This is a genomic window from Williamsia sp. 1138 (genome assembly GCF_002095435.2).
In the GTDB taxonomy this organism is placed as follows: Bacteria; Actinomycetota; Actinomycetes; order Mycobacteriales; family Mycobacteriaceae; genus Williamsia.
In genome coordinates this window covers 1-25,420 of the sequence record NZ_MJEJ02000028.1, presented here as the reverse complement: position 1 = coordinate 25,420, position 25,420 = coordinate 1, and the positions used below count along the sequence as shown (strand labels likewise).

Below are 25,420 nucleotides of genomic sequence, written 5' to 3'. Positions count from 1 at the left end.
TGGCAAGCGATTTCGATGGATCGGCCGGTCCTATGGCCGCGACGTCGGATGCCGGATAGGTTTAAGGGGTGATTTCACAGCGCCACGTGCTCGGGATAGTCCTCGCCGGCGGCGAGGGAAAACGACTCTTTCCCTTGACGATGGACCGTGCCAAACCTGCGGTTCCGTTTGGTGGTGGATACCGACTGATCGACTTCGTACTGAGCAACCTGGTCAACGCCGGTTACTCGCGCCTGTGTGTACTCACCCAGTACAAGTCGCACTCACTCGACAGGCACATCTCGCAGACGTGGCGGCCGTCCGGTTTCAACGGCGAGTACATCACCCCCGTCCCCGCGCAACAGCGCCTGGGCCCGCGCTGGTACACCGGTAGCGCCGACGCGATCTTCCAGTCGCTGAACCTCGTCTACGACGAAGAACCCGAGTACATCGTCGTGTTCGGCGCCGACCACGTCTACCGGATGGACCCGGAGCAGATGGTCGAAGCGCACATCGCCTCCGGTGCCGAATGCACCGTCGCGGGTATCCGCGTTCCACGGGAGGAGGCCACCGCCTTCGGCTGCATCGACTCCGACGACAGTGGCCGCATCACCCAGTTCCTCGAGAAGCCCGCCGACCCGCCGGGCACCCCGGACGACCCGAACGCGACATTCGCGTCCATGGGCAACTACGTGTTCACCGCAGACGCTCTGGTGGCCGCGATCAAGGCCGATGCCGACAATCCCGACTCCGACCACGACATGGGCGGCGACATCATCCCGGCCTTCGTCGAGCGCAATCAGGCATTCGTCTACGACTTCAAGGACAACCAGGTCCCGGGTGCCACGGACCGTGACCGCGGGTACTGGCGAGACGTCGGAACCCTCGACGCCTTCTACGACGCCCATATGGACCTGGTGTCGGTGCACCCGATCTTCAACCTCTACAACCGCCGCTGGCCGATCCACGGGTCCGCCGACTACCTGGTGGCCCCGGCGAAGTTCGTCAAAGGCGGCCTGGCACAGGAGTCCATGGTCGGCTCGGGAAGCATCGTCTCCGCAGCAACCGTCCGCAACTCCGTGCTCTCCTCGAACGTGATGATCGAAGAAGGCGCCACCGTCGAGGGCAGCGTCCTGATGCCCGGCGTCCGGATCGGCAAAGGCGCCGTCGTACGCAAAGCGATCCTGGACAAGAACGTCGTGATATCTCCCGGTCAGATCATCGGAGTCGACGAGGAACGCGACCGAGAACGCTTCGCCATCAGCAGTGGCGGCGTCGTTGCCATCGGTAAGGGTGTCAGGGTCTAACGGGTCGGCGTGGTCTAGTTTCGTAGTCGGGTCGCCGCTGTGTTTTTTCGCTCCGCTTCGCTACGCGGGGCGTGCGGCCCTTTATCGCGTGCTCTTCCTCAGTCGACTCAGTCGCTGCGCTCCCTCGCTCCCTCGTCCAGAACACGCGGGCCGCACGCGGGCGGGGCGCGTTCGTCCTACTCACCGCCCCCAGGTGGCCTTCCGTCGAGCGTGCCCTTTCGAGCGCCGAGCGTGCCCTTTCGACCGTCGAGCGTGCCCTTCTGACCGTTGAGCGTGCCCTTTCGACCGTTGAGCGTGCCCTGATTGCGCCGTCAGGCGAGTGCTAGAGCGGCGGCGATCAGGTCGGGAATTGCCGGCACTTCGGTGTTCTCGGGGAGTGCGTCGATCGGCCACCAGGCCAGATCGACCGACTCCTCGCTGCGGACGAAGTCGGGCAGCGCGCCTTCGGGACCGTCTGCCGCCACTGCGACGAACCGCAGATCGAGGTGGCGCGTCGGAATACCCAGCGAGCAGGTGATGGGATGCGTGTGCACCTGCACCAGTTGCGGTTCGGCGACCAGATCGGCGATGCCGGATTCTTCCTGCGCCTCGCGGGTGGCCGCTGCGACGATCGAGGCGTCGGACTCCTCGCAGTGGCCGCCGAGCTGAATCCACTTACCCACTCGCGGATGCAACGTCAGCAGGACATGGGTCCGGGCGGTGTTGAGCACGATGGTCGACGCCGTGATGTGTCCGGCCTCGCACGCCCGCAGACATCCGAGGGGTGCCGCTGCGAGGAACGCCAATACGGTGTGCCGCAGCGAGTCCTGGTGGGGATCCGACGTGGCCCACGTGGTGAGCAGCTCCGTGGCCGACTGGTGCAGTGATTCCGCGCTCACAGCTCGACCACCAGGTTCTCGATCTCGGCCGGCGGCCGCGGCCCGTCATCGGGGGAATCGGGATATCCGACGGCGATGGCGCCCAGAGGCTCCCAGTCCGCAGGTAGTTGCAGTTCGCTGCGGACCAGATCCGGTGCGAAGATCGTCGAACCGACCCAGCAGCTACCCACCGAACGCACTGCCAGCGAGACCAGCAGCCCTTGGACCGCTGCACCGGCGGCGACGGTGAACATGGTGTGCTCGGCGGTGTTGCGGACTGCATCAGGATACTCGTGCCGGCCGTCGGAGGTGAGAATCGGGATGACCACCTCGGGTGCGTCGTAGAGCAATTGGCCCCTGGCCACGCGCTTGTCGATCGACTCGGCCGACTTTTCGTCGGCGGTCAGATCGGCACGCCAGCGCGCCGACATCGCGTCGAGCAGTCGCACGCGGCGATCGCGGTCGCGGAGCCAGACGAACCGCACCGGATGGCTGTGGTGGGGAGCAGGTGCGGTCAGAGCCTCGGCGAAGGCTTCGTTCATGACGTCGGCCGGCACCCGGGCCCTGGCGTAACGGCGGACCGATCTGCGCATCAACTGGGCTTGTCTGCGACCGAGGTCGATGGCCTCTGTGGTTCCGAGCCAGAACAGATCCTCAGCTCCGGGACGGACGAGATCCCTTGCTGTGGTGCCATTTTCGCGGGGGCGCAGACCCCGCACCACGGCGACCGGTATCTCTCCGAGCTTGCCTTTGACCAGATCGGCGGCGGCGGCGAGCTCATCGACGACCGCGATGTCGGTCACGATGAGCGCGTTGCCGTACTCGTCGACCGAGCCTTCGTACGGGTGCGTCACGGCGATGCCAGAGGCCCCGATCGTCTGGTCGGTCTGTCCGACTCGCCAGGCCCGTCCCATCGTGTCGGTGATCAACACGGCCACCTCCACCGAGAGGAGCTCTCGCAGCGCTGAGCGCAACGCTGCGGCGCTCGCGTCGGGATCGACGGGCAGCAGCGCCAACTCGTCACCGTCGACGTTGGAGCCGTCGACACCAGATGCGGCCTGCACGATGCCGAGCCGATTCTCGGTGATCAGGGTCCGGCCTTTGCGGGCCACCACGCGGACCGCCTCGGAGTCGACGAGTGCGCGCCGGGCGGCATCGCGGGCGTCGGGGTCGGTCGGCGCAGGCACCATGCGACCTTCGACCTTGGAGATGATCTTGCTCGTCACCACCAGGATGTCGTCGTCGCGCAGCCAGCTCGCCGCGGATGCCAGCGCACCGGCGAGGTCGTCGCCTTTGCGGAAACGGGGCAGGCCCGTGATGGGAAGGATCTCCAGGGTGCCGGGAGCAGCGTGGTCCCCGAGATCTGCGGTGTTCTCACTCATAGGACACACCGACGAGATCGCAGGCCGCGCGGACCATCTGGGCGGTCGTGGCCGGATCGGTCATCAGCAGGGGTACGGACTGTACCGCGACACCGGGCACGTCGGCGGTGTCGCCGGTGGCGATGAGCCAGCCGTCGAGCACCCCGTTCTCCGACCGGGCGCCGTAGTGCCGCCCGACCGCTTCGGCCGTCGTCTCGACACCTATGACCGACAGACATTCATCGGCCATGCCGCGCAGTGGACGATTGTCGATGATGGGGGAGATGCCGACCACGGGCGCGCTCGTGGTCCGCAACGCGCCGCGCACACCGGGAACCGACAGGATGGCGCCCACGCTCACGACAGGGTTCGACGGCGCCATCAGGATGATGTCGGCGTCGGCGATCGCCTCGAGCACGCCGGGGGCGGCCTTCGCGTCGTCAGAACCCACCTGGGCGAAACCGTCGGTCGGTATCTGGGCGCGGTACCGAACCCACCACTCCTGAAAATGGATGGCCACCTTTTCTTCGGTTGCGGCGTCGCCGCTGCCCGGCCGGGTCACGACCACGTGCGTCTCGTGGCGGTCGTCGGTGGCCGGCAGCAGTCGCACACCTGGATCCCATCGTTTGCACAGTGCGGCGGTGATGTCGCTGAGGCGGTATCCCGCGTCGAGCATCTGGGTCCGGATGAGGTGGGTGGCCAGATCGCGGTCGCCCAGGCCGAACCAATCCGGATCAGCGCCGTAGGCGGCCAATTCCTCCTTGGCGTGCCAGGTTTCCGCCCGCCGGCCCCAGCCCCGCTCGGGGTCGATGCCGTCACCGAGGGTGTACATGCAGGTGTCGAGGTCAGGACAGATCCTCACCCCGTGCATCCACGCGTCATCGCCGACGTTCACGATCGCCGTCACCTCATGCGGAGACGGGACGCGTCCGGACGCGAGCACCTCTGGGAATGCGGTGGGTCCCAAAAGCTCGCGTACCCCTTGTAAAAACCGGGCGCCACCGACGCCACCGACGAGAACCGTCACCTTCACAGGGAACCAGGGTAGGCGGTCTTCCGAAGTGCCTCGCACCGAGCCGACTACACGTAACGTTGACCACAGGGGTGTCGGGAGTACGACCGGAGTTCGGGGTGTGTTCGAACTGTTCGATACTCTTGGGTGCACTTTTCGGTGGCGATTTGTGCATCAACCCCGTGTCGAGACTCAGGAATCGGCAGCGAGGGTGATAAAGCAATTTCCCGCTGAGCTTGACCTGGGCACCTGAAACCGTGTCTAATCACATCAGTGTCATTCCAAGTTTTGACAGCGAGAATTGTTGCAGGACTTGGTGATCGATCACTTGTTCGAATCAGATTGACCAACTGCACAATTCGAAGTGAGATGAGGAGGCGGGACGATGGCTCTTGAACACGTGGCTACCAACAGCCTTGAACCGCAAGTCGATTCGCAATCGAACGCAACCGAAGACCAACTAGATGATCGACCTCGCCTGAGCCTGGTCACTTCCGCATTCGACGATATGTTCGAAGACATCGAAGATCAGTGGCAGGATCGTGCGCTGTGCGCACAGACCGACCCGGAGGCCTTCTTCCCGGAAAAGGGTGGATCGACGCGGGAAGCAAAACGCATCTGCCAGGGCTGCGAGGTGCGTTCGGAATGCCTCGAGTACGCCCTGCACAAGGACGAGCGGTTCGGTATCTGGGGCGGGTTGTCCGAACGCGAGCGCCGGCGTATCAAGCGCGGCATCGTTTGATTTTCGAAGTCTGAACTCGTTGTACCGCAACAACTCTTGAGCGTGCGGCACTCATCCCCGCTACGTCATTGTGGCGGGTCGATGGTGTCTTCGTCGACACCCAGGTGTGCTGCCACCTGCTGGACCAGCACCTCATGGATCAGGTCCAGCAAATCTGCACCCTTCGTCGCGCGGCTCTCCAGCGGTCTGCGAAACAGCAGAATCCGTGCCTTCGTGGCCCTGCCCGCCGAGTCCATGCCGGACGGGATGAGCCTGGCAAGGGGGATGGGTCCATCTGCGGTGACCTCCGCGGGCCACTGAACCGTGTCCGGATCCCTCGGCAACATTCGCGGCACGTCGTCGACAGCCAGGTCCAATCCGGTCAGCCGACTGTGCCACCGGGCATCGATCTCGGCGAATGCCTCGAGAACCATCGCGTCGAAGCTCTGGGCCCGACTCGTCCACGCGGGCACATGCGGCGGGAGCAGAGTCGACCGCAACCCACGACCACGACGATCCCTGACCCGCGGAACACCGCGACCACTACGGCGACGCCGTGGGCGGGCCTGCGGAGGTCGAATGTGAGCCATAGACCGCAAGTCTAAGCAGTCGGCTGCGGTGTGTCCTGCTTCGACCCGCCGCGTGGTCGGGATAATCTTCCTACCGTGAGGCTCCCACGTCAGTGTTCCAGGCCCGGCTGCGCCAATCCGGCTGTGGCAACCCTGACTTTTGTGTATTCAGATTCCACCGCTGTCGTCGGGCCGCTGGCCACATCGGCCGAACCGCACTCCTGGGATCTGTGCGATACCCACGCAACGCGGATCACCGTTCCGCGGGGCTGGGAGATGCTGCGCAGCGAGGGCGGGTTCGCCCCGCCGCTACGCGACGAGGACGATCTGACCGCGTTGGCCGACGTCGTGCGTGAGGCCTCGGGCGGCGGTTTGGTTCCGCGGTCGGCTCCGGTCGCCTCGTCCGACGCATCCGGACCGCGCATCCGCTCACACGGTCGTCGCGAGGAGTCCCTCAGCGGGCCCGATCCGCTTCCCCGCCCACGACCCGGCCGCCGGGGACATCTTCGAGTCCTGCCTGATCCGGTCGACTGAGTTCACCCGGCGTCCTCATCGCAGCGGTTGCCAGCTCGACCATCCCGGCCTCCGGCTTGTCGACGGCTTTCCTGGCCTTACGCCGGTACCACGCTTTTTCGCCATAGTTGCTGCCGATCATCACCAGAGCGGCCAGGCCCCAGCCGAGCAGCACGTCGATCACATAGTGCTCCGCCGAATAGACGAGCGTGAACGCCATGATGAGCGCATAGCCGGTGAACAGCGTCCGGCCGAGGGTCTTGGTGCGTGACCACATGAACATCGCGAGCAGCGCGGTCACACCCGCATGCAGCGACGGGATCGCCGCCACCTGGTTGGACTTCTCCTGCCCCTGTTCGAGAACTGTCCGGACCGGGCCGAAGTGCAAGACATCCCAGCCGCGGCTCGAGATCCGTTCGGTGTAGGGCGCCGCGCCGGGGTTGGTCGGCTCCACCGGGCCGAGGAGTCCGCCGCCGGGAGCGTCCTGGACCGGCTCGGTGATGCACGGCGGAAAGGCCGGGCCGTCCACGACTTCTGCCGTGGTGCACTTCGCCGCGGCCCATGGTGGCGCCGCGGGGACCATGATGTACCCGATCAGCCCCAGGAAGAAGATCGCGATGAAGCGCAGGACGAACTTCTTCCACTGAATCCGATCGCGTAGCCAGAGGTAGCCGGCCAACGCGTACGGGACGATGAAATACGACATGTAGACGGCGCTGGTGATGACTTCCCACCACTGGGGCTCGGACATCTTGAGGTGTTCTTGCAACCAGACGGTCGGCACGACACCGAACATCCAGCGATCCGCATCGACCGGCCATGCCCACTGCGTCGGCATCCCCAGGAATGCCGCGATGCCACGGGTGGAGTCGTAGATCGCCAGGAGGATGCCGAACGGTAGCCAGTCGCGGACGACAGACAAGATGTTGCGGCGCCCGATCGAGGCTGCCGCGAGTCCGATCGCGATGGCGAGCAGGACGTACGACCTGCTGAACGACATCGTCCTGGTGCTGAGCAGTACCAGGAGCGTGAGCGCCCAGATCGTCACGGTCACCCGGCGCACGAGGACCAGGTTGAGTTTGGTGGCCCCGAAGCGCGCCGCGGTGAACTCGGCGAAACGCACCCGGGAGTACCAGGATGGCGTCGGGTCCTCGGTGTGCTGACTTTGCAGTTCGGTCATGGTTGTCCGGCGACTCCGCTGCCCGCGATCTCTCGCGCGGCACTGAAAGCGGACCCCGACCCGACTAGGGTTGAACACGTGCGGGACTCTTCGAGTCCCCGATCACGCACCCGCACATGACAAGAAGGAGCCAACCTGTGAGTGGTCCCGCCAAGGTCTTCAGTTCCGAGCTCGTGAGCGCTGTCATCAAGGCCTACGACGTGCGTGGACTGGTCGGGAGTCAGATCGACGAGGATTTCGTCAGTGCGGTGGGCGCTTCGTTCGCGCGTCTGATGCGGGCCGAAGGACAGAGCGCCCTGGTGATCGGTCACGACATGCGTGAGTCGTCGCCGGTACTCGCCGCGGCGTTTGCCGATGGCGCGCTGGCCGAGGGGCTGGACGTGACGATGATCGGTCTGGCTTCCACCGATCAGCTCTACTTCGCATCGGGCGATCTCGACCGACCCGGAGCGATGTTCACCGCGAGTCACAACCCCGCGAGTTACAACGGCATCAAGTTGTGTCGGGCAGGCGCCAAACCGGTCGGCCAGGACTCCGGTCTCGCCACCATCTCGGCGGAACTGGTCAATGGAGTATCCGCGCCGGAGGTCACCAGGGGAACCCTCACCGAGCGCGACGTACTCGCGGACTATGCGGCGTTTCTGCACAAGCTCGTCGATCTTTCCGGTCTGCGGCACTTGACGGTCGCCGTCGATGCGGGCAATGGCATGGGAGGTCACACAGTTCCGGTGGTCCTCGGCGGTTGCGAGGTGTTCACCGTACGGCCACTCTACTTCGAGCTCGACGGAACCTTTCCCAACCATGAGGCGAATCCACTCGATCCCAAGAATCTGATCGACCTGCAGGCCTATGTCACAGAGACGGGCGCCGACATCGGGTTGGCGTTCGATGGTGACGCGGACCGCTGCTTTGTGGTCGATGAGCTGGGCGAACCGGTGTCGCCGTCGGCGGTGACCGCGCTCGTGGCCGAGCGCGAACTCGCGAAGAACCCCGGCGCCTCCGTGATCCACAATCTGATCACCTCACGGGCGGTTCCCGAACTCGTCCGCGAGTTGGGCGGTACGCCGGTGGTCACGCGAGTTGGTCATTCGTTCATCAAGCAACAGATGGCCGAGACGGGCGCGGTCTTCGGCGGGGAGCATTCGGCCCATTACTATTTCCGCGAATTCTGGGGTGCCGACTCAGGTCTGCTCGCCGCGCTCCACGTATTGGCCGCCCTCGGTGCCTCCGACGAGCCGCTGTCGAAGATGATGGCCCGCTACGAGCGGTATTCGAACTCGGGCGAGATCAATTCCACGGTCGACGACCAGGCGGCCCGCACCGCGGCGGTGCTGGCGGATTTCGCCGACGAGACCGCGGGCACCACCAGGATGGACGGCGTGACGGTCGACCTGACCGATGGATCGTGGTTCAATCTGCGCGCCTCGAACACTGAGCCGCTGCTGCGTCTCAATGTGGAAGCGGCGTCGCCGTCGAGGGTGAATACGCTGGTGGAGCGAATCCTCGGGGTGGTCCGGGGTTGAGAGCAGATCGTCGCCGGGCAGACCTCGACGGCCGGTGGCAATGCGTGTGAGACGCCGCCTGATCGGCTTGGAGCACTAGGCTGGTGACATGCTGACCGGAGCTCCCGATCTCGACGATGTCGCCGCCCTGACGGATGCCGACGTCGAAGGTCTGCTGCCCGCGTCCGCGCTGGCCGGAGCGCAGGTGCGTGCTGTTGTCGCGGCGCGCGAGGAGGGCACGCTCGAGCCGTTGCGGCATCTGCGGCCTCGCGCGGTCGTCGTCGTCTGCGGCGACGGGACTGCCGGGCGCGCGACGGATCTGGTGCTCGCCCTGGTCGGCCCGCACATCGATGTGCCGCTCATCAAGACGGCCGCCATGCCGTCGTGGATCGGGCCGTTGGATGTGGTGGTCGTCGCCGGCGACGACGCGGGTGATCCGCGTCTTGCGGAGGCCGCGTCGAGAGCAGGTCGCAGACAAGCCGAGGTCGTCGTCGCCGGGCCGCTCGAGGGACCGTTGCGGGAATCGTTGGGCGGGCCGGTGCTCGACATGTCCCCGCGGATACGCGTGCTCGAACGTTTCCGTTTCGCGCACTACGTGTCGGTGCTCGTCGCAGTGCTCGACAGCTTGGACGCGGTCCGCATGTCCGGCGAGCGGGCGAAGCTGCCTGAGCTGGCCGACGAACTCGACCGGGAAGCGGCGGGCAACCACCCCGGTAACGAGATGTTCCACAACGCGGCGAAGGAACTCGCAGCCCGTGTGGTCGGCAGACCGACCGTGTGGACCGCCGAGACCCCGGCCGGTATGGCCGTGGCGTCACACGCGGCACGGACGTTCTTCGCGAGCGCTGGAAGTATCGGTGTGGCAACGGATGTGCACGACGTGGTGGCCGCAGGGCCGCTGCTGCACCGCACGGAATCGCCCGTCGACTACGATCCGATCTTCCACGATGCGCAGATCGACGGCCCTGCCGCCGAACCGGTACGAGTCCAAGTGCTCACCACCCCCGACCGGGAATGGCTTGCCCGCCGCCTCACCGCGACCCTGCCAGAGGTCGACATTCAGATCAGCGGTCCCGCCGCAGCGCCGACCGGGCAGGCGCCGCCGTCGGGCCCGCCTGGATTGGGAGACCTTGTGCCACTGATGATCCTCGCGCTACGGGCCGACATGGCCGGTGCCTATCTGCGACTGGTGGGGGAACGCTGATGCGCCTGCTCGACGGCGTGGTCAGACCGTATGCGTGGGGGTCGCGAACAGCGCTGGCCGATCTGCGTGGACTGCCGACCCCGAGTGCCCACCCCGAAGCGGAGTTGTGGTTCGGAGCGCACCCGGCCGCGCCGGCGCCCGCGCACGACGGCGATTCCATCGCGACGCTGCTCGAGGTGATCGACGCCGATCCCGCGGGTCAGCTCGGCGCACAGTGTGCTGACCGGTTCGGCGGTCGGCTGCCGTTCTTGCTGAAGGTACTCGCTGCAGAAGAACCGCTGTCCCTGCAGGCGCATCCCAGCCTGGAGCAGGCGAAGGAGGGATTCGCCCGCGAGAACGCGCGGGGGATCGAGCTGGGTGCCGCAAACCGCAATTACCGCGACGACAACCACAAACCGGAACTCGTCGTTGCGCTCACCGATTTCGATGCGCTCGCGGGTTTCCGTGACATCGCCGACACCGTCGAGTTGCTGCGGGTCTTGCAGGTACCCGAGTTGGACAGCCATCTGGGCATGCTTGCGGGGCAACCTGATCCGCAGGGACTTCGTGCTTTGTTCACGACCTGGATCACCCTTCCGGAATCGGCGTTGTCCGTGCTGATCCCGGCTGTCCTGGCCGGGGCGATCCGCTACCTCGAATCAGGGCAGACGCACTTCGCGCTGGTGGCCCGGACCATTCTCGAGATCGGTGAGAACTATCCGACGGATCCCGGTGTTCTCGCCGTGCTGCTGCTGAACCGGGTCGCGTTGAAGCCTGGGCAGGGACTCTTCCTCCCGGCGGGAAATCTCCACGCATACCTCGGTGGTACTGCCATCGAGGTGATGGCCAACTCCGACAACGTCTTACGCGGCGGGTTGACACCGAAGCACGTCGACGTCCCGGAACTGCTTCGCGTGCTCGATTTCACTCCGGTCGCCCCGGCGGACATCGCGCCGACTGTGCACACCGTCAACACCGAATTGATCTATCAGGCACCGGCTTCGGAGTTCCGGCTGTCCAAGGTGGAGTTGGACGGAACCGGTATGCGCCGGCCGTCGTCGATCTTGTTCGATGTCCCCGGCCCCCAGATCCTGCTGTGTACCTCGGGCTCGATCGAACTGCGCGGATCGGCCAAGCATCTACTCGTACCGCAGGGATCTGCGGCCTGGATCGGCGACGATGAACCCGACGTCGTGGTGCACGCGGCTTCGGCCCACTCGACATTCTTCCGCACTCTCGTGCCCGGGAACTTCTGACATTTCTCCGTCGAGGTCACGTCGACCGGGTTCAGACCCTCAGGTGTGATCGGGCCGGGGCCCGGCTGGTCAGCCCTGGCGTGCCATCGATGGGAGGCTGTGCCCGATGAATCCGATCTCGTCTGGCGTGGCGACCATGGTCACCATCGTCGAACCGCTGGGCGTGCCGATCCAGATGTCCTGTGGTGCTGCGTGGTTCTGCTGCAGCCGAACGTCGGCCTCTGCGCCGTCGACTCCTGGCGGCAACAGCGTGATGATCGTGGGCGCGTCCACCGCGACAGGTGTCATCCCGTGGAAGACCGCCACCGTGAAATGTCCCGGCGGGACCCGGCCACCGGCGAGGGTCAACAATCCGGGGTCGCCGACCGCCGTCACGAACTGGTGCCACTCCGCGGGATCGTCGGTGTGGACCAGCACGCGGGCGCCCACCGCGATCGCCCGCAGCAGCACCTGCTGGGCCAGATGCAGACCGCCACTGATGGCGACGTTGTGTGGACCGCCGCCGAGCAGGTCGACGGCGACGGCGCGGCCACCGTGATCGGCACCGATGAGCTGGCCGCAGCCGGCTGCCGACAAGCGCAGGGCAGCCAGCGATTCGAGGGTGTGCGTCTGTTCGCCGACGGACGGCAATGTGTCCGCTGCACCGACCGGAAGGCTCGCGGCGAGGGCGGCACGCTGACGGCCGACGAGGTCGATCAGTCCGTCGATGGCCGGCTCGTCGTCGCCGAGCGTGTTGAAGCGGACGAGCGTACGGAGCGACGTCGTGCCGTCGCCCGCTGACCTCAGCCTGAGGGTGAGGGTGGTCGAGAGTGAGGGGACCGCCCACACCGAGCCGAGGGTCGTCGCCAGATGCTCGGGATCGACCGCGTAGGTCCGCATCCGGAGTCGGTCCGTGGTGACCGAGTCCCAATCCTCCCTGGCGGCGCCGGAGTCGGCCCCGTGAGCCAATTGTGTTGTCGCCGCGGTGATCTGGGCCGCGGAGAGGATGCTCACCGACAGTCCGCGTTCGGCGATCCGGTTCGCGACCCTCCGGGTGGCGACGATGGCGGTACGCAGTGCACCCTCGGAACCGCCGCCGCGGCGGGCGACGGCATCGGGACACCGCGTGGGGTCGAGCCGCAGCACCACCAGCACCGACCGGTACGCGGTGGCGGGAAGCGGTCCCAGGGTGCGTCGGTACACCTGTGCCACCCGACCCGTGCCGTGGGTGCGGATCCCGTGACTGATCACATCGATGGATTCCAGGGCGATGTCGAATTGTTCGACGCAATCTGCCAGGGTCGACAGGGGTACGGAGGGGCCGCCGGTGCATCCAGCGGGGTCGAGGAAGCTCAAACCCGGTGCGGGAGTGTCGATACGCACGACTGTCACCATGCACGCGCCGTCCCAGCGCGCGCCGATCGGACCCGCCTCGGGAACCGGGATGTCGAAAGGGGCCTGATCGGGCTTGGAGCCGTCGGACTCGGGCGACCCGAACACCTGACGACGCCACAGACCCAGGCGAAGGCCGATGCGCCGTGCCCCCGACATCCGTCCGGGCAGTGCGATCAGCAGCAGCGACAGTAGGACTGCGAGTGCCATGGCACACCACCACAGGGCGCCGGCGTCGTACGACAGCATCAGCGCCCCCGCGATCAACAACTCGATCGCGACCACGATCTTCATGAAATCCCCCACACCCATCGTCCCCCGCGATGCTGCTATACGCTACACCGCGGGAGGACGGGGGGTACGGCTGTGCCGGCTCAATTGACGACAAAGGCTCAGGTCAACGGCTATCGCTTTTTACTGCGCCGACTCGAGCATGCGCTGATCCGGCGCGACGTGAGGATGCTGCACGACCCGATGCGTTCGCAGATGCGTTCACTGATGGTCGGTCTGGTGCTCGCGGTACTCGTGGTGGCCGGATTCGGTGTCTACGGGTTGATCAAACCGCAGGGCGCGGTGGGGGATTCAAAGATCATCGTGAGCAAGAAGGCGGGCGCGACGTATGTCGTCGTCGACGGTCGTCTGCATCCGGTGCTCAACTTGACCTCTGCCCGGTTGATCACCGGTAGCGACGCTTCGCCGAAATCGGTGAGCGAGAAGAAGCTCACCGGGTATCCCCGGGGTCCGCTCCTGGGTATCCCGGGCGCGCCTGTTGCTCTGCCCGGCCCCGCGGACAAGGAGCAGTCGAACTGGACGGTCTGCGACACCGTGGTGGCCGGACAGGTGAGCACGGTCGCCGCGACCACCGCGCCCGAGCTCGGCGACCGGATCCGGGCGGCAGGCGGTGGGGAAGCGGTGTTGGTGTCTGCGGGTGATGAGGTGTTTCTCGTCGCGGGAGGCTCGCGGTCTCGCGTCGACGTCGGCAGCGTCCCGGTGCGGCGCGCCCTGGACATCGACGAAGTAGACGTACGACCCATCAGCCCCGGTGTGCTCAACGCGCTGCCGGAGATCGATCCGCTGGTGGTGCCGTCCATACCGAATCGGGGTGCCCCCTCGGCGTTGGGTCGCGACATCCCCATCGGTGCGGTGATCAACGCCAAGACGCTGACGGGGGAGTCGACGTTCTACGTCGCTCTGGCGCAGGGCGTGCAGCCGATCGGGGAGGTCGCGGCCGAGATCATTCGACAGGCCGATCCCACCGGGGCCGACAGCGTCCCGACCGTGAGTCCGGCAGAGTTGACCGGTGTCGAGACGGTGAGCCTTCTCCCGGTGGACGAGTTCCCGGCCAAGGCGCCGCAGTGGACCGACGTCGAGGCCGATCCCGTGCTGTGTCACGCGTGGTCGAGGTCCGCCGACGATCACGAGGCGGACGCGCGGTTGCTGCTCGGGTCGACCCTGCCGTTGGGTACGCGCGAGGTCCCGGTGGTTCTGGCCGGCGCCGACGGTGCCGGACCGGGCCTGGACGCGGTCTTCGTCGAACCGGGGCGCGGGCATCTCATCCAGGTCACCGGATCCGAGCCGGACAGCACCCGCGCGGAATCGCTTTTCTATGTCAATGATTCAGGTGTCCGCTACGGGATCGCGGATCTGGACACGGCCGCGACCATCGGGCTCGGGGACACCCCGGCCCCGGCGCCGTGGTCGATCGTATCGCTGCTCGCAGCCGGACCCACCCTGTCCCGGGACAATGCCCTGGTGTCGCACGATGGCATGGCGCCGGACCTGGCCGGCAGCCGAATCGAACCGCCGACCTGAACGACGGGTCAGGGGGGAGGGCGTAGCGCGCGGACCAGGTTCTCCCAGTGGTCGCCGATCTCGTCCACGGACATTCTGTCGTTGGTGCGCATATGGTGGATCGAAGGTGCCTCCAGCGGCGCCAGCACGGCCATGCACATCACCTCGAGGTTTCCGCGGAAACCCATCTGCGTCAGCAGCATTCGGGTGTGCATGACAACAACGGTGCGGGTGGGATGGGTGAAGCGTTGGGGGCCGGTGTCCTCGGCCTCGAGCAGGATGTCGAGGTGTGCCGACGCCGTCGCCAGACGTGCTCGTCCGAACGCTATCAACCGATCGAGCGGGTCGACCCGCTCGCCGGGCGCCCCGGGACCCAGCGGCGCGGGCCCGGTCAAGAACGCCTGCTGCAACTGCGTTTCGGAGTGGTTGAGCAGTGCGAGCATCAGGCCGGTCCGGTTGCCGAACCTACGGAAGACGGTGCCTTTGCCGACGCCGGCCTCGCGGGCGACCGCGTCCATGGTCACGGCCGAGGCCCCCTGCGATTCGATCAGGCGGGTTGCGGCCTCCATGAGTAGTTGACGGTTGCGGGCGGCGTCGGCACGCTCGGATTCACCTGACTCGGGGAGCGGGAACACATGCTGATGCACATTCGACAGAGGCAGCGCCCTGTCGGTTGCGGCGGGGGGCGCGGTGGCGGGTGTGGGTGATCCGAGACCGAAGACCGGCAGCGTAGGGCTGTCGTCGGTCTGCTGGGGGTTCACACCCTGCGACGGGTGCCGAGAGGGCGTTGACACAACCCTGACTGTAACGGGTGCCAAAACCGGGAATAGATTCGGACCACGGTCCGTTTAGATTCGTGTCAAGTGATAGATGTATGAGGACCGGGAGCTCAACGGCCCCTGACGAAGGAGAAGCAGTCATGGACGACAACAACAACACGAAGATCCTGGTGCTGGTCGGCAGTCTGCGGAAGGACTCGATCAACCGCTCTCTCGCGCAGGTGGCTGCGGTCAACGCTCCTGCCGGCGTCGAGGTCGGCCTGTATGCGGGCCTGGAGTTGCTGCCCTTCTACAACGAGGACATCGACGTCGAACCGGTGCCTGCCGAGGTCGTCCGGTTGCGCGAGGCCGTCGGGGACGCCGATGCCGTGCTGATCTCGACCCCCGAATACAACGGGACGATTCCGGCGGTGTTGAAGAACGCGATCGACTGGCTCTCCCGTCCTTACGGTGCAGGTGCGATCACGCGTAAGCCCGTCGGCGTCCTGGGTGCTGCGCTGGCGCAGTTCGGCGGCAAATGGTCCCACGACGACACCAGTCGCTCGGTGGGTATCGCCGGCGGCCGTGTGGTCGAGGACATCGAACTGCACCTCCCGATCGGGCGGCTCGAGGGTCGGCCTGTCACCGACGTTCCCGAGGTCGTCGAGCAGTTGCGCCAGGCTGTCGCGGTGCTCGCTGCCGCAACCGCCGAGGTGTCTGCCTGAGCCACCCCACAGCCGTCCCCGTCAGTGGCGTCCGAGGAAATTCGTCCTCGGACACCACTGGCGGGGACGTTTGTGTCCGCCGCATCATGCGGCTCCTGCATATGTGACGCACGACACGCCGAGACACGCCGGAATTCACGCTGGTGCACACACGCGACCTGGGACTTTCATGAATGTCATTCGCAACGTGTTGTGTTGTTCCCGAATGTCAGGCACTAGGTGTAGTGTTTGGAACACTGAACGGCCGCCAGGGGTTGAACCTGAGGAACAGCACCGACAAGCCGACAGAATCAAGATTTGAAACACATTTGAGCAGGTCGCGTCAACCGACTATCGGCACGTCAAGAGGGAGTTCTGGGGATATGACAACTTCGGCCACCGCAACGATCACCGTCTACACCAAGCCCGCGTGCGTGCAGTGCAACGCCACGTACAAGGCCCTCGACAAGAACGGTCTCGCGTACGAGATCGTCGACATCACCGAAGACTCCGATGCCCGCGATTACGTCATGGCCCTCGGCTACCTGCAGGCACCTGTTGTCGTCACCGGTGACAGCCACTGGTCGGGTTTCCGCCCCGATCGCATCAAGGCGCTCGTCACAGCAGCTGCCTGATCCATCGTTCTCAGCTCTACCCGTCAGCAACATCGTGGAGGTCGGGATATGGGGAAGATTCCCGGACACACCACACCCGCAGGGTTCTCCGAGGCGCCGCTGATCGTCTACTTCTCGAGCGTTTCGGAGAACACGCACCGATTCGTCGAGAAGCTCGGTGTGCGAGCGTGCCGGATCCCGCTGATCGACCATGACGGCAGTTTCACCGTCGATGAGCCTTATGTGCTGATCTGCCCCACCTATGGCGGCGGTAAAGCCTCGGGCGAACCCGGTGGCTTCGTCCCGAAGCAGGTCATCAAGTTCCTGAACAACCCACACAACCGTTCCTTGATCACCGCAGTCATAGCGGCGGGGAACACCAACTTCGGTGAAGAGTTCTGCTTCGCCGGCAACATCATCTCGGCCAAATGTCAGGTGCCTTATCTCTATCGGTTCGAACTGATGGGTGACACCGAGGACGTCGAGCGAGTCCAGACCGGACTCCGCCAATTCGCACATGATCAACTCGCACAGGAGCCAGCACAGTGTCGCCAACCGCAACCCCAGTAACCGATGTGCGAGTCGACGCGTCGGGCAGTAAGTCCGGGACGCACGCCGACCCGTCCGGGCGTGACCCGGGTGAGATGGATTACCACTCACTCAACGCGATGCTCAACCTGTACGACGCCGACGGCAAGATCCAGTTCGAGAAGGATCGCGAAGCAGCGAACCAGTACTTCCTGCAGCACGTCAACCAGAACACCGTCTTCTTCCACAACCTGGAAGAGAAGCTCAAGTATCTCGTCGAGGAAAACTATTACGAGCCAGAGGTTTTGGCGAAGTACGACCGCGAGTTCGTCAAGGGACTCTTCGACCACGCCTACAGCAAGAAGTTCCGCTTCCCGACCTTCCTCGGCGCGTTCAAGTACTACACCTCGTACACGCTGAAGACGTTCGACGGCAAGCGCTACCTCGAGCGGTTCGAGGATCGGGTGTCGATGGTGGCGCTGACCCTCGCCGACGGCGACACCGCACTGGCTCGCAACCTCGTCGACGAGATCATCGAAGGCCGCTTCCAGCCGGCCACCCCGACGTTCCTGAACTCCGGCAAGAAGCAGCGCGGGGAGCCCGTGTCGTGCTTCTTGCTGCGCATCGAAGACAACATGGAATCGATCGGTCGCTCGATCAACTCGGCGTTGCAGCTGTCCAAGCGCGGCGGCGGAGTTGCGCTGCTGCTGAGCAACATCCGTGAGCACGGTGCGCCGATCAAGAAGATCGAGAACCAGAGCTCGGGTGTCATCCCGATCATGAAGCTCCTCGAGGACTCGTTCAGCTATGCCAATCAGCTCGGGGCCCGTCAGGGTGCGGGCGCGGTCTACCTGCATGCGCACCACCCCGACATCTACCGCTTCCTCGACACCAAGCGTGAGAACGCCGACGAGAAGATCCGGATCAAGACGCTCTCGCTCGGCGTCGTGATCCCGGACATCACGTTTGAGCTCGCCAAGCGCAACGATGACATGTACCTGTTCAGCCCGTACGACGTCGAGCGCATCTACGGCGTGCCGTTCGCCGACATCAGCGTCTCCGAGAAGTACCACGAGATGGTCGAGGATCGGCGGATCCGCAAGACCAAGATCAAGGCACGCGAGTTCTTCCAGACCCTCGCGGAACTGCAGTTCGAGTCGGGCTACCCGTACATCATGTTCGAGGACACGGTGAACAACGCCAACCCGATCGACGGCAAGATCACCCACTCCAACCTGTGCTCGGAGATCCTCCAGGTCTCGACCGCTTCGACGTTCAACGATGACCTGACCTACTCGCATGTGGGCAAGGACATCTCGTGCAACCTGGGGTCACTCAACATCGCCAAGACGATGGACTCCCCGGACATCGCCCACACCATCGAGACCGCCATCCGCGGATTGACCGCGGTGTCGGATCAGACCGCGATCACCTCGGTGCCGTCGATCCAGGAGGGCAACGACTCCTCGCACGCCATCGGCCTCGGCCAGATGAACCTGCACGGATACCTCGCTCGTGAGCGGATCTACTACGGATCCGAAGAGGGCATCGACTTCACGAACATCTACTTCTACACGGTGCTGTTCTATGCCCTGCGGGCCTCGAACCGGATCGCCAAGGAACGCGGCAAGGCGTTCGGTGGTTTCGAGCGGTCCAAGTATGCCACCGGTGAGTTCTTCGACAAGTACATCGAGAAGACCTGGGAGCCCGAGACCGACAAGGTTCGGGACCTGTTCGGGCAGGCCGGGATCGCGATCCCGACGCAGGACGAATGGCGTGAGCTCACGGCGAGCGTGCAGGAACACGGCATCTACAACCAGAACCTGCAGGCCGTGCCGCCGACCGGTTCAATCAGCTACATCAACCACTCGACGAGCTCGATCCACCCGGTGGCCGCCAAGATCGAGATCCGTAAAGAGGGCAAGATCGGTCGCGTCTACTACCCGGCGCCCTTCATGGACAACGACAATCTGGGCTACTACCAGGATGCGTACGAGATCGGCTACGAGAAGATCATCGACACCTACGCCGCGGCCACTCAGCACGTTGATCAAGGCCTGAGCTTGACGCTGTTCTTCAAGGACACCGCCACCACCCGCGACGTGAACAAAGCGCAGATCTACGCGTGGCGCAAGGGAATCAAGACGCTCTACTACATCCGCTTGCGTCAGATGGCGCTCGAGGGGACAGAAGTGGAGAACTGCGTCTCATGCATGCTGTGAGCTGATTAGAACGACCGAATGTTTGGGCCTGACCCCGCTGTAACGGGGCCAGGCCCACCCGGCCCGAAGGCGCGGAGTGACTTCAGCAGTCGACTCAATCGTACCGGATTCATCTGAGGCATCTTGCCTCAATCCTTTCTTCGGGCCCCAACCGAAGGGATTGTGCTATGCCAACTATTACTGAGCACTATGGAATCGCAGGTCACGTCGATTTTCTCGATATCGACGTCGAGAGTGACAATCGAATCTATGTCGATCCGTGCGCGATCCGCGTCGTCGGATCAAATTCCGTTCACGCCGCCACGGCCGTCGACTGTCTGGACACCTTCTTCGGGACTGTAGCCAGTTGTGCGATGTCTGCATCTGCCGCAGACCGTGCGCGCGGAGCGGGATTGCTCCGCCAGTTTGCTGAACCGTTCGAGACGCGACTCGGTATGGCGGAGTCAGGCTTTCGCGGGCATGGTGGTGCCAGCGACGTTGGCGCGTGGATTTGGAGTGCGTTGACTAACGACCTCAACGCACTGCTGAATCTGGGGGTACTTGGGCGTCTGGAGGAGCTGCCCCTGTTCATCGAGGGCATCGGGAACGACATCACGTCGGACATCACCACGCGGATTGTCTATTCGATTCTCGTCGAGTTCACGAATGAGATGGTTCTCGCTCACCCTGAATTCACGGCAGGATCGAACAGGGTTGAAGCGGTACGACGGCAGGTCTGGGACGTGGACCGGCGCGAATGGATGATCGTTACAGTCAACCTTCCCGTAGTTGATGATGAGCCACTCCTCCTGGTGCCGACGCAATGGGCGCGTCGATCAACGTTGATGTCTGCAGGCCGCTACTACGAGACAACATTACTTACGTACGCGCAGGCGGAACAGGCGGTCTACGCGTCAGACGGGAAGTTGCACACGACTCCAAAGCGGCTGCTCAAGCGCCAGCCCGGCCTGGAGCGCGGCCGGTTGACCAATCTGAATGTTACGTACCGAGCGATTGCCAACTCGGACAATCTGCTGGCGATGTTCACACGCTTCGTTACGCGCCAGCTCGGGAACGAATTGGCGGGGTAGAAGTGGAACCGCAGGAGTCAATCTCTACGTGAAGGTGAGGGATTGCACTTACCTGAGTGATTTATCACCTGCCCAGTGGCGGCGAGATTCGTCTCGTCGCCACTTTCGTTGTGTTTCAGCAAGTCTCGTCGATATTTCGTGCGCGTGTTCTCGGCCAACTCTCGGTCTTCTGAATAACAGTCATGTATCTTTTAGCCAGATCGTAAACATGGCTGCTCAGATATTGCCCCGGGCGGCATGATTGGTCTCATCAAGGCGGGTCGTCCAGTGCCGGCCGCGGTGGACTGATCTCGAGTTAGCCACCACCGCCTCTAATGTTGGGAACCCGAATGACGACTTCATCAATCCCGCACAGTCCGGCCGACGGCGCGCCGATCAAGCTGGTCAGCCGGGTCTCGGCGATCAACTGGAACCGCGTCCCCGACGAGAAGGATGCCGAGGTCTGGGATCGCCTGACCGGCAACTTCTGGTTGCCGGAAAAGGTGCCGGTGTCCAACGACATCCCGTCGTGGGGCACGCTCACCGAGGTCGAGAAGCAGCTCACCATGCGGGTCTTCACCGGCTTGACGCTGCTCGACACCATTCAGGGCACCGTCGGTGCCGTCAGCCTCATCCCTGACGCGAGCACCCCGCACGAAGAGGCGGTGCTGACCAACATTGCGTTCATGGAGTCGGTGCACGCCAAGAGCTACAGCTCGATCTTCTCGACGCTGTGCTCCACCAAGGACATCGACGAGGCGTTCCGGTGGTCCGAGGAGAACGAGCAGCTGCAGACCAAGGCCCGCATCGTCATGGACTACTACCGGGGCGACGACCCGCTCAAGCGGAAGATCGCCTCGACGCTGCTCGAGTCGTTCCTCTTCTACAGCGGTTTCTATCTGCCGATGTACTGGTCGTCGCGCGCGAAGCTCACCAACACCGCCGACCTGATCCGGTTGATCATCCGCGACGAGGCCGTGCACGGGTACTACATCGGCTACAAGTACCAGCGCGCGTTGGAGACCCAATCGGCCGAGCGTCGTCAAGAACTGAAGGACTACACCTTCGAGCTGCTGTTCGAGCTCTATGACAACGAGACCGACTACACCGAGGCGCTCTATGACGACGTCGGCCTCAGTGAAGACGTCAAGAAGTTCTTGCGCTACAACGCCAACAAGGCGCTGATGAACCTCGGCTACGAGGCGATGTTCCCGCGCGACGAGACGGACGTGAACCCGGCAATCCTGTCGGCGCTCTCACCGAACGCCGACGAGAACCACGACTTCTTCTCGGGATCGGGCAGCTCCTACGTCATCGGCAAGGCCATCAACACCGAAGACGAGGACTGGGACTTCTAGCCAGCCCGAGAATTCGCGCCACCTTCAGCGAAACGCGCCAGTTGCAACTGGCGCGTTTCGTCGTAGGTGGCGCGAATTCTGTTGGGGGAGTAGCTCAGGCAGCGACCTCGTCGAGCTTTCCGGTGGCCACATCGAAGATGAAGCCGCGCAACGACGTGGTCTTGGTGACGAACGGGGAGTTCTCGATGCGGGCGAGTGACTGTTTGACGTCCTCGTGAAGGTCGGGGAACGATTCGGCCGACCACGGCGGCTTGACCCCGAGCTCGTCCTGGATGCCGCGCTTGAACTCGTCGTCGGTGAACGTCAGCATTCCGCAGTCGGTGTGGTGGATCAGGATGATCTCGGTGGTGCCGAGAAGGCGCTGACTGATGGCGAGCGAGCGGATCTCGTCGTCGGTGACGACGCCACCTGCGTTGCGGATGACGTGCGCTTCACCATCCTTGAGCCCGAGAATGCGGTAGACGTCGAGGCGGGCGTCCATGCACGCGACAACTGCTACATGGCGGCTCGGCGGAAGGGGTAAAGGGCCGGAGAACTGCGCCGCGTAGGCGCGGTTGTTCTCCAGGTATTCGTCGGTGACAGTCATGCACTCATGCTCATGGGCGCATCAGAAGGGGCACAGGGTTGGCCTCAGGGTGATTCCAACCCCATCCGGTGTCCCGGCAACGGCGAATGAATGATCTGCGGATCAGTTCAGGGAGTCGCGGACATTCCCCAGGATGACGTTCGCAGCCGAAAGGCCGCCCGCGCTGTACCAGACCTCGTCGGCAACGATCAGCACTCGACGCCAGCTCGGGGCGCCCATGTCCAGCCAACGGTCGCTCTCCATCACAGACGTGCCGTACTTCTCGCCGGCGGCGCCCTGGAAACTGACGTAGACGACGTCGCCGTCAGCGATCTCGAAGTTCTTGTCGTCGATGATCGTGGGTTCGGGTTCACGCTGCCCCGGAGGCCGCTGGACCCCGATGTCGGTGAGGACCTGGGCCGCAAAAGCGTCGGTGCCCGCCACGATCTCGGAATCCTTGGCGAAACGAACCAGGGATGCCTGCGAATAGCGGGCACCGATACGGTCACCGACCGCCCTGGACCCGTCGAGGTAGGCCTGGAGTCGTTCTTTGCCCGCGCCCGTCCGGCCCACCGCTGCAGCGACGGCCGAAAAGCGCTTCTCCCAATCCTGTGCGGGATCGATCGAGACGACCTCGACGGACCCCATGGCGCCATCGAGGGGGGAGTCGCCGGTGCTGAGCACCAGGTCCGGGTTCGCCGCCGTCGCCATGGCCACATTCGGCCGGCTCTTCTCGCCGATGGTCGGGAGGTCGTGCACCGCATCGCCCATGAAAGTCGGCAACGAGCCCCCGATCGTGGTGCTCGCCACCACCCGGGTTTGCAGACCCAAGGCGCACAGGGCATCCAGCAGATTCGGGTCGGCGACCACAATCCGCTTTGGATCGGGAGCACCGGCGTCGGCGAGTGCGGTCGGCTGACACGTGAGGTTGGTGTCTCGCGCCGGATCGACCAGGTCGACCGATGCGATCCGGGTGGTCGTCGTGGTGATCGTGCCTTCGCCACCGGGAACCTCGGAGTCGATACACCCACTGGCGGCCACGCTGACCAGCGCGGCAAGGACCACAGCCGCCCAGCCGCGCGGACGGCGGATCACATAGCTCACTGGAGGACTCTTTCGGTTCTGCGGGCAGCCGGACACGGGTTGAATTCTCGAACAAACTAGCACTCGCGAGCACGCCGACCGCCCAGGCTCCGACGTGCCCAGGTCGTTGCCCAAAACAAATACGACACTTCGTAGGACCCACTCAAACGGCGCTCTCGCGAGGGGATACGATCGTCCACAGCGCACATTCATCGCCGTGCCCTCATGTCGTGGGCGGGAGAGCATCTCGCCCGGCGGCGTTCCGGAGTGGCCACGCAGGTAGGAGGATCAGTGACCGCGGTAGACCAGCCCACTACTCAGGTGGCTCCGGTACGGCCTTACCCCGAGCGCACGGGGGCCAAGGGGTCGTTCATCTACAAGATGTTGACGACCACCGACCACAAACTGCTCGGCATCATGTACTTGGTTGCCTGCTTCGCGTTCTTCCTCATCGGTGGCCTGATGGCACTGCTGATGCGCTCTGAGCTGACCGTTCCGGGTCTGCAGTTCCTGTCGACCGAGCAGTACAACCAGCTGTTCACCATGCACGGCACCGTGATGCTGCTGATGTACGCGACGCCGATCGTCATCGGTTTCGCCAACGTCGTGCTCCCGCTTCAGATCGGCGCCCCGGACGTGGCGTTCCCGCGGTTGAATGCCTTCAGCTTCTGGCTGTTCGTGTTCGGCTCGACAGTGGCCGTGGCCGGATTCATCACCCCCGGCGGCGCCGCTGACTTCGGCTGGACCGCCTACACCCCATTGACCGACGCCGTGCACTCTCCGGGTGCGGGCGCCGACATGTGGATCCTCGGCCTGGCCGTCTCCGGTCTGGGCACCATTCTGGGTGCGGTCAACATGATCACCACCGTGGTCTGCCTGCGCGCTCCCGGCATGACGATGTTCCGGATGCCGATCTTCACCTGGAACATCCTGGTCACCAGCGTCCTGATCCTGCTGGCGTTCCCGTTGCTGACCGCCGCTCTGATGGGTCTGGAGGTCGACCGACAATTCGGCGCCCAGCTCTACGATCCGGCCAACGGTGGCGTGATCTTGTGGCAGCACCTGTTCTGGTTCTTCGGTCACCCCGAGGTCTACATCATCGCGCTGCCGTTCTTCGGCATCGTCTCGGAGATCTTCCCCGTCTTCAGCCGCAAGCCCATCTTCGGTTACAGCGGTCTGGTCTACGCAACCCTGGCGATCGCTGCGTTGTCGGTGGCGGTGTGGGCGCACCACATGTATGCCACCGGCGCGGTCCTGTTGCCGTTCTTCTCGTTCATGACGTTCTTGATCGCGGTGCCCACGGGTGTGAAGTTCTTCAACTGGATAGGCACGATGTGGAAAGGTCATATGACCTTTGAGACACCCATGCTCTTTTCCGTCGGCTTCATCATCACGTTCCTCTTCGGTGGTCTGACCGGCGTCCTGCTCGCGAGCCCGCCGCTGGACTTCCACCTGTCCGACAGCTACTTCGTCGTCGCGCACTTCCACTACGTGCTCTTCGGCACCATCGTGTTCGCGACTTACGCCGGTATCTACTTCTGGTTCCCGAAGATGACCGGACGCATGCTCGACGAGCGGCTGGGCAAGATGCACTTCTGGCTGACGATGATCGGCTTCCACACCACGTTCCTGGTGCAGCACTGGGTCGGTAACGAGGGCATGCCGCGTCGCTACGCCGACTATCTGTCGTCGGACGGGTTCACCACGTTGAACATCGTGTCGACAGTGGGTGCGTTCATCCTCGGTGCCTCGACGCTGCCGTTCCTGTGGAACGTGTTCAAGAGCTACCGCTACGGCGAGGTCGTGACCGTCGACGACCCGTGGGGCTTCGGTAACTCGCTGGAGTGGGCGACCAGCTGCCCGCCGCCGCGACACAACTTCACCGAGCTCCCGCGCATTCGGTCGGAGCGGCCTGCGTTCGAGTTGCACTACCCGCA

General features: G+C 64.4%; 23 protein-coding genes. 14 read left to right on the top strand and 9 right to left on the bottom strand.

All coding sequences use genetic code 11. The features are described 5' to 3' along the window. Nucleotides 1-68: 68 nt before the first annotated feature. A complete protein-coding gene (gene glgC, locus BH683_RS04270; protein ID WP_084835035.1) occupies nucleotides 69-1,286 on the top strand; it encodes a glucose-1-phosphate adenylyltransferase in 1,218 nt (405 codons plus the stop codon). Between the two features lie 311 nt (nucleotides 1,287-1,597). On the opposite strand, the gene BH683_RS04265 is transcribed toward glgC, so the two are convergent. Genes BH683_RS04265 through cofD form a run of 3 tightly spaced genes read right to left on the bottom strand, consistent with a single transcriptional unit; the run spans nucleotide 1,598 to nucleotide 4,537 of the window. Beyond that, the gene (locus BH683_RS04265; RefSeq protein WP_084835034.1) at nucleotides 1,598-2,164 is read right to left on the bottom strand and encodes an NUDIX domain-containing protein; all 567 of its coding nucleotides are present in this window, start codon (nucleotides 2,162-2,164) and stop codon (nucleotides 1,598-1,600) included. After that, nucleotides 2,161-3,525, bottom strand: coding sequence for a coenzyme F420-0:L-glutamate ligase (locus BH683_RS04260; RefSeq protein ID WP_084835033.1), 1,365 nt, complete (start codon nucleotides 3,523-3,525; stop codon nucleotides 2,161-2,163). The genes BH683_RS04265 and BH683_RS04260 overlap by 4 nt, the downstream gene beginning before the upstream one ends. Further along, nucleotides 3,518-4,537, bottom strand: coding sequence for a 2-phospho-L-lactate transferase (cofD, locus tag BH683_RS04255; RefSeq protein ID WP_084835032.1), 1,020 nt, complete (start codon nucleotides 4,535-4,537; stop codon nucleotides 3,518-3,520). Before cofD ends, BH683_RS04260 begins: the two co-directional genes overlap by 8 nt. Nucleotides 4,538-5,024: 487 nt before the next feature. Here cofD and BH683_RS04250 point away from each other — a divergent pair, with 487 nt between their 5' ends. After that, complete coding sequence (locus BH683_RS04250) at nucleotides 5,025-5,258, top strand: WhiB family transcriptional regulator (RefSeq protein WP_168186967.1); 234 nt, start codon at nucleotides 5,025-5,027, stop codon at nucleotides 5,256-5,258. Between the two features lie 65 nt (nucleotides 5,259-5,323). Here the strand turns inward: BH683_RS04250 and BH683_RS04245 are convergent, their stop codons facing one another. Next, complete coding sequence (locus BH683_RS04245; RefSeq protein WP_084835030.1) at nucleotides 5,324-5,827, bottom strand: metallopeptidase family protein; 504 nt, start codon at nucleotides 5,825-5,827, stop codon at nucleotides 5,324-5,326. Nucleotides 5,828-5,902: 75 nt separating this feature from the next. On the opposite strand from BH683_RS04245, the gene BH683_RS04240 reads away from it, so the two are divergent. After that, nucleotides 5,903-6,340, top strand: a complete 438-nt coding sequence (locus tag BH683_RS04240) for a DUF3499 domain-containing protein (RefSeq protein ID WP_084835029.1) — start codon at nucleotides 5,903-5,905, stop codon at nucleotides 6,338-6,340. Here BH683_RS04240 and BH683_RS04235 read toward each other — a convergent pair. Then, a complete protein-coding gene (locus tag BH683_RS04235) occupies nucleotides 6,261-7,499 on the bottom strand; it encodes a phosphatase PAP2 family protein (protein ID WP_084835028.1) in 1,239 nt (412 codons plus the stop codon). The genes BH683_RS04240 and BH683_RS04235 overlap by 80 nt on opposite strands. Nucleotides 7,500-7,636: 137 nt before the next feature. On the opposite strand from BH683_RS04235, the gene BH683_RS04230 reads away from it, so the two are divergent. The 3 genes from BH683_RS04230 to manA all read left to right on the top strand — a co-directional run bounded on the left by BH683_RS04230 (nucleotide 7,637) and on the right by manA (nucleotide 11,440). Continuing rightward, entirely contained in the window at nucleotides 7,637-9,022 is a 1,386-nt protein-coding gene (locus tag BH683_RS04230; protein ID WP_246833184.1) for a phosphomannomutase/phosphoglucomutase, read from the top strand. A gap of 88 nt (nucleotides 9,023-9,110) precedes the next feature. After that, nucleotides 9,111-10,205 carry a hypothetical protein gene (locus BH683_RS04225; RefSeq protein ID WP_084835026.1) on the top strand — a complete coding sequence of 365 codons (1,095 nt, stop codon included), beginning with the start codon at nucleotides 9,111-9,113 and terminating at the stop codon, nucleotides 10,203-10,205. Then, nucleotides 10,205-11,440, top strand: coding sequence for a mannose-6-phosphate isomerase, class I (gene manA / locus BH683_RS04220; RefSeq protein WP_084835025.1), 1,236 nt, complete (start codon nucleotides 10,205-10,207; stop codon nucleotides 11,438-11,440). Before BH683_RS04225 ends, manA begins: the two co-directional genes overlap by 1 nt. A gap of 69 nt (nucleotides 11,441-11,509) precedes the next feature. Here manA and eccE read toward each other — a convergent pair whose 3' ends face one another. Beyond that, nucleotides 11,510-13,105: a type VII secretion protein EccE gene (gene eccE, locus BH683_RS04215; protein ID WP_168186964.1), complete on the bottom strand. Its 1,596-nt coding sequence runs from the start codon at nucleotides 13,103-13,105 to the stop codon at nucleotides 11,510-11,512. A 72-nt stretch (nucleotides 13,106-13,177) separates the two neighbouring features. Here eccE and eccB point away from each other — a divergent pair, with 72 nt between their 5' ends. Next, nucleotides 13,178-14,623 carry a type VII secretion protein EccB gene (gene eccB, locus BH683_RS04210; RefSeq protein ID WP_084835023.1) on the top strand — a complete coding sequence of 482 codons (1,446 nt, stop codon included), beginning with the start codon at nucleotides 13,178-13,180 and terminating at the stop codon, nucleotides 14,621-14,623. 8 nt (nucleotides 14,624-14,631) lie between these two features. On the opposite strand, the gene BH683_RS04205 is transcribed toward eccB, so the two are convergent. Beyond that, the gene (locus BH683_RS04205; protein WP_308203554.1) at nucleotides 14,632-15,396 is read right to left on the bottom strand and encodes a helix-turn-helix domain-containing protein; all 765 of its coding nucleotides are present in this window, start codon (nucleotides 15,394-15,396) and stop codon (nucleotides 14,632-14,634) included. Nucleotides 15,397-15,521: 125 nt separating this feature from the next. Here BH683_RS04205 and BH683_RS04200 point away from each other — a divergent pair, with 125 nt between their 5' ends. The 6 genes from BH683_RS04200 to nrdF all read left to right on the top strand — a co-directional run bounded on the left by BH683_RS04200 (nucleotide 15,522) and on the right by nrdF (nucleotide 21,835). Further along, a complete protein-coding gene (locus BH683_RS04200; RefSeq protein WP_084835022.1) occupies nucleotides 15,522-16,085 on the top strand; it encodes an NAD(P)H-dependent oxidoreductase in 564 nt (187 codons plus the stop codon). Between the two features lie 362 nt (nucleotides 16,086-16,447). Beyond that, nucleotides 16,448-16,699 carry a redoxin NrdH gene (locus BH683_RS04195; protein WP_084835021.1) on the top strand — a complete coding sequence of 84 codons (252 nt, stop codon included), beginning with the start codon at nucleotides 16,448-16,450 and terminating at the stop codon, nucleotides 16,697-16,699. A 48-nt stretch (nucleotides 16,700-16,747) separates the two neighbouring features. Further along, nucleotides 16,748-17,248 carry a class Ib ribonucleoside-diphosphate reductase assembly flavoprotein NrdI gene (gene nrdI / locus BH683_RS04190; RefSeq protein WP_084835020.1) on the top strand — a complete coding sequence of 167 codons (501 nt, stop codon included), beginning with the start codon at nucleotides 16,748-16,750 and terminating at the stop codon, nucleotides 17,246-17,248. After that, nucleotides 17,224-19,428 carry a class 1b ribonucleoside-diphosphate reductase subunit alpha gene (gene nrdE / locus BH683_RS04185; protein ID WP_084835019.1) on the top strand — a complete coding sequence of 735 codons (2,205 nt, stop codon included), beginning with the start codon at nucleotides 17,224-17,226 and terminating at the stop codon, nucleotides 19,426-19,428. The genes nrdI and nrdE overlap by 25 nt, the downstream gene beginning before the upstream one ends. 167 nt (nucleotides 19,429-19,595) lie before the next feature. Further along, nucleotides 19,596-20,498, top strand: a complete 903-nt coding sequence (locus tag BH683_RS04180) for a hypothetical protein (protein ID WP_084835018.1) — start codon at nucleotides 19,596-19,598, stop codon at nucleotides 20,496-20,498. Between the two features lie 329 nt (nucleotides 20,499-20,827). Next, nucleotides 20,828-21,835: a class 1b ribonucleoside-diphosphate reductase subunit beta gene (gene nrdF / locus BH683_RS04175; RefSeq protein WP_084835080.1), complete on the top strand. Its 1,008-nt coding sequence runs from the start codon at nucleotides 20,828-20,830 to the stop codon at nucleotides 21,833-21,835. A gap of 94 nt (nucleotides 21,836-21,929) precedes the next feature. Here the strand turns inward: nrdF and BH683_RS04170 are convergent, their stop codons facing one another. After that, nucleotides 21,930-22,421: a carbonic anhydrase gene (locus BH683_RS04170; RefSeq protein ID WP_084835017.1), complete on the bottom strand. Its 492-nt coding sequence runs from the start codon at nucleotides 22,419-22,421 to the stop codon at nucleotides 21,930-21,932. Nucleotides 22,422-22,523: 102 nt separating this feature from the next. Further along, nucleotides 22,524-23,504, bottom strand: a complete 981-nt coding sequence (locus BH683_RS04165) for a hypothetical protein (protein WP_084835016.1) — start codon at nucleotides 23,502-23,504, stop codon at nucleotides 22,524-22,526. A 270-nt stretch (nucleotides 23,505-23,774) separates the two neighbouring features. On the opposite strand from BH683_RS04165, the gene ctaD reads away from it, so the two are divergent. Further along, a partial coding sequence (gene ctaD / locus BH683_RS04160) for a cytochrome c oxidase subunit I (protein ID WP_084835079.1) occupies nucleotides 23,775-25,420 on the top strand: 1,646 nt, incomplete at its 3' end.

Coding starts and splice junctions, on each gene's coding strand:
- BH683_RS04195 (WP_084835021.1), top strand. CDS start 16,448: ATGACAACTTCGGCCACCGCAACGATCACCGTCTACACCAAGCCCGCG.
- BH683_RS04250 (WP_168186967.1), top strand. CDS start 5,025: ATGTTCGAAGACATCGAAGATCAGTGGCAGGATCGTGCGCTGTGCGCA.
- nrdI (WP_084835020.1), top strand. CDS start 16,748: ATGGGGAAGATTCCCGGACACACCACACCCGCAGGGTTCTCCGAGGCG.
- BH683_RS04235 (WP_084835028.1), bottom strand. CDS start 7,499: ATGACCGAACTGCAAAGTCAGCACACCGAGGACCCGACGCCATCCTGG.
- BH683_RS04245 (WP_084835030.1), bottom strand. CDS start 5,827: ATGGCTCACATTCGACCTCCGCAGGCCCGCCCACGGCGTCGCCGTAGT.
- BH683_RS04225 (WP_084835026.1), top strand. CDS start 9,111: ATGCTGACCGGAGCTCCCGATCTCGACGATGTCGCCGCCCTGACGGAT.
- manA (WP_084835025.1), top strand. CDS start 10,205: ATGCGCCTGCTCGACGGCGTGGTCAGACCGTATGCGTGGGGGTCGCGA.
- BH683_RS04170 (WP_084835017.1), bottom strand. CDS start 22,421: ATGACTGTCACCGACGAATACCTGGAGAACAACCGCGCCTACGCGGCG.
- BH683_RS04200 (WP_084835022.1), top strand. CDS start 15,522: ATGGACGACAACAACAACACGAAGATCCTGGTGCTGGTCGGCAGTCTG.
- nrdF (WP_084835080.1), top strand. CDS start 20,828: ATGACGACTTCATCAATCCCGCACAGTCCGGCCGACGGCGCGCCGATC.
- BH683_RS04260 (WP_084835033.1), bottom strand. CDS start 3,525: ATGAGTGAGAACACCGCAGATCTCGGGGACCACGCTGCTCCCGGCACC.
- eccE (WP_168186964.1), bottom strand. CDS start 13,105: ATGAAGATCGTGGTCGCGATCGAGTTGTTGATCGCGGGGGCGCTGATG.
- BH683_RS04180 (WP_084835018.1), top strand. CDS start 19,596: ATGCCAACTATTACTGAGCACTATGGAATCGCAGGTCACGTCGATTTT.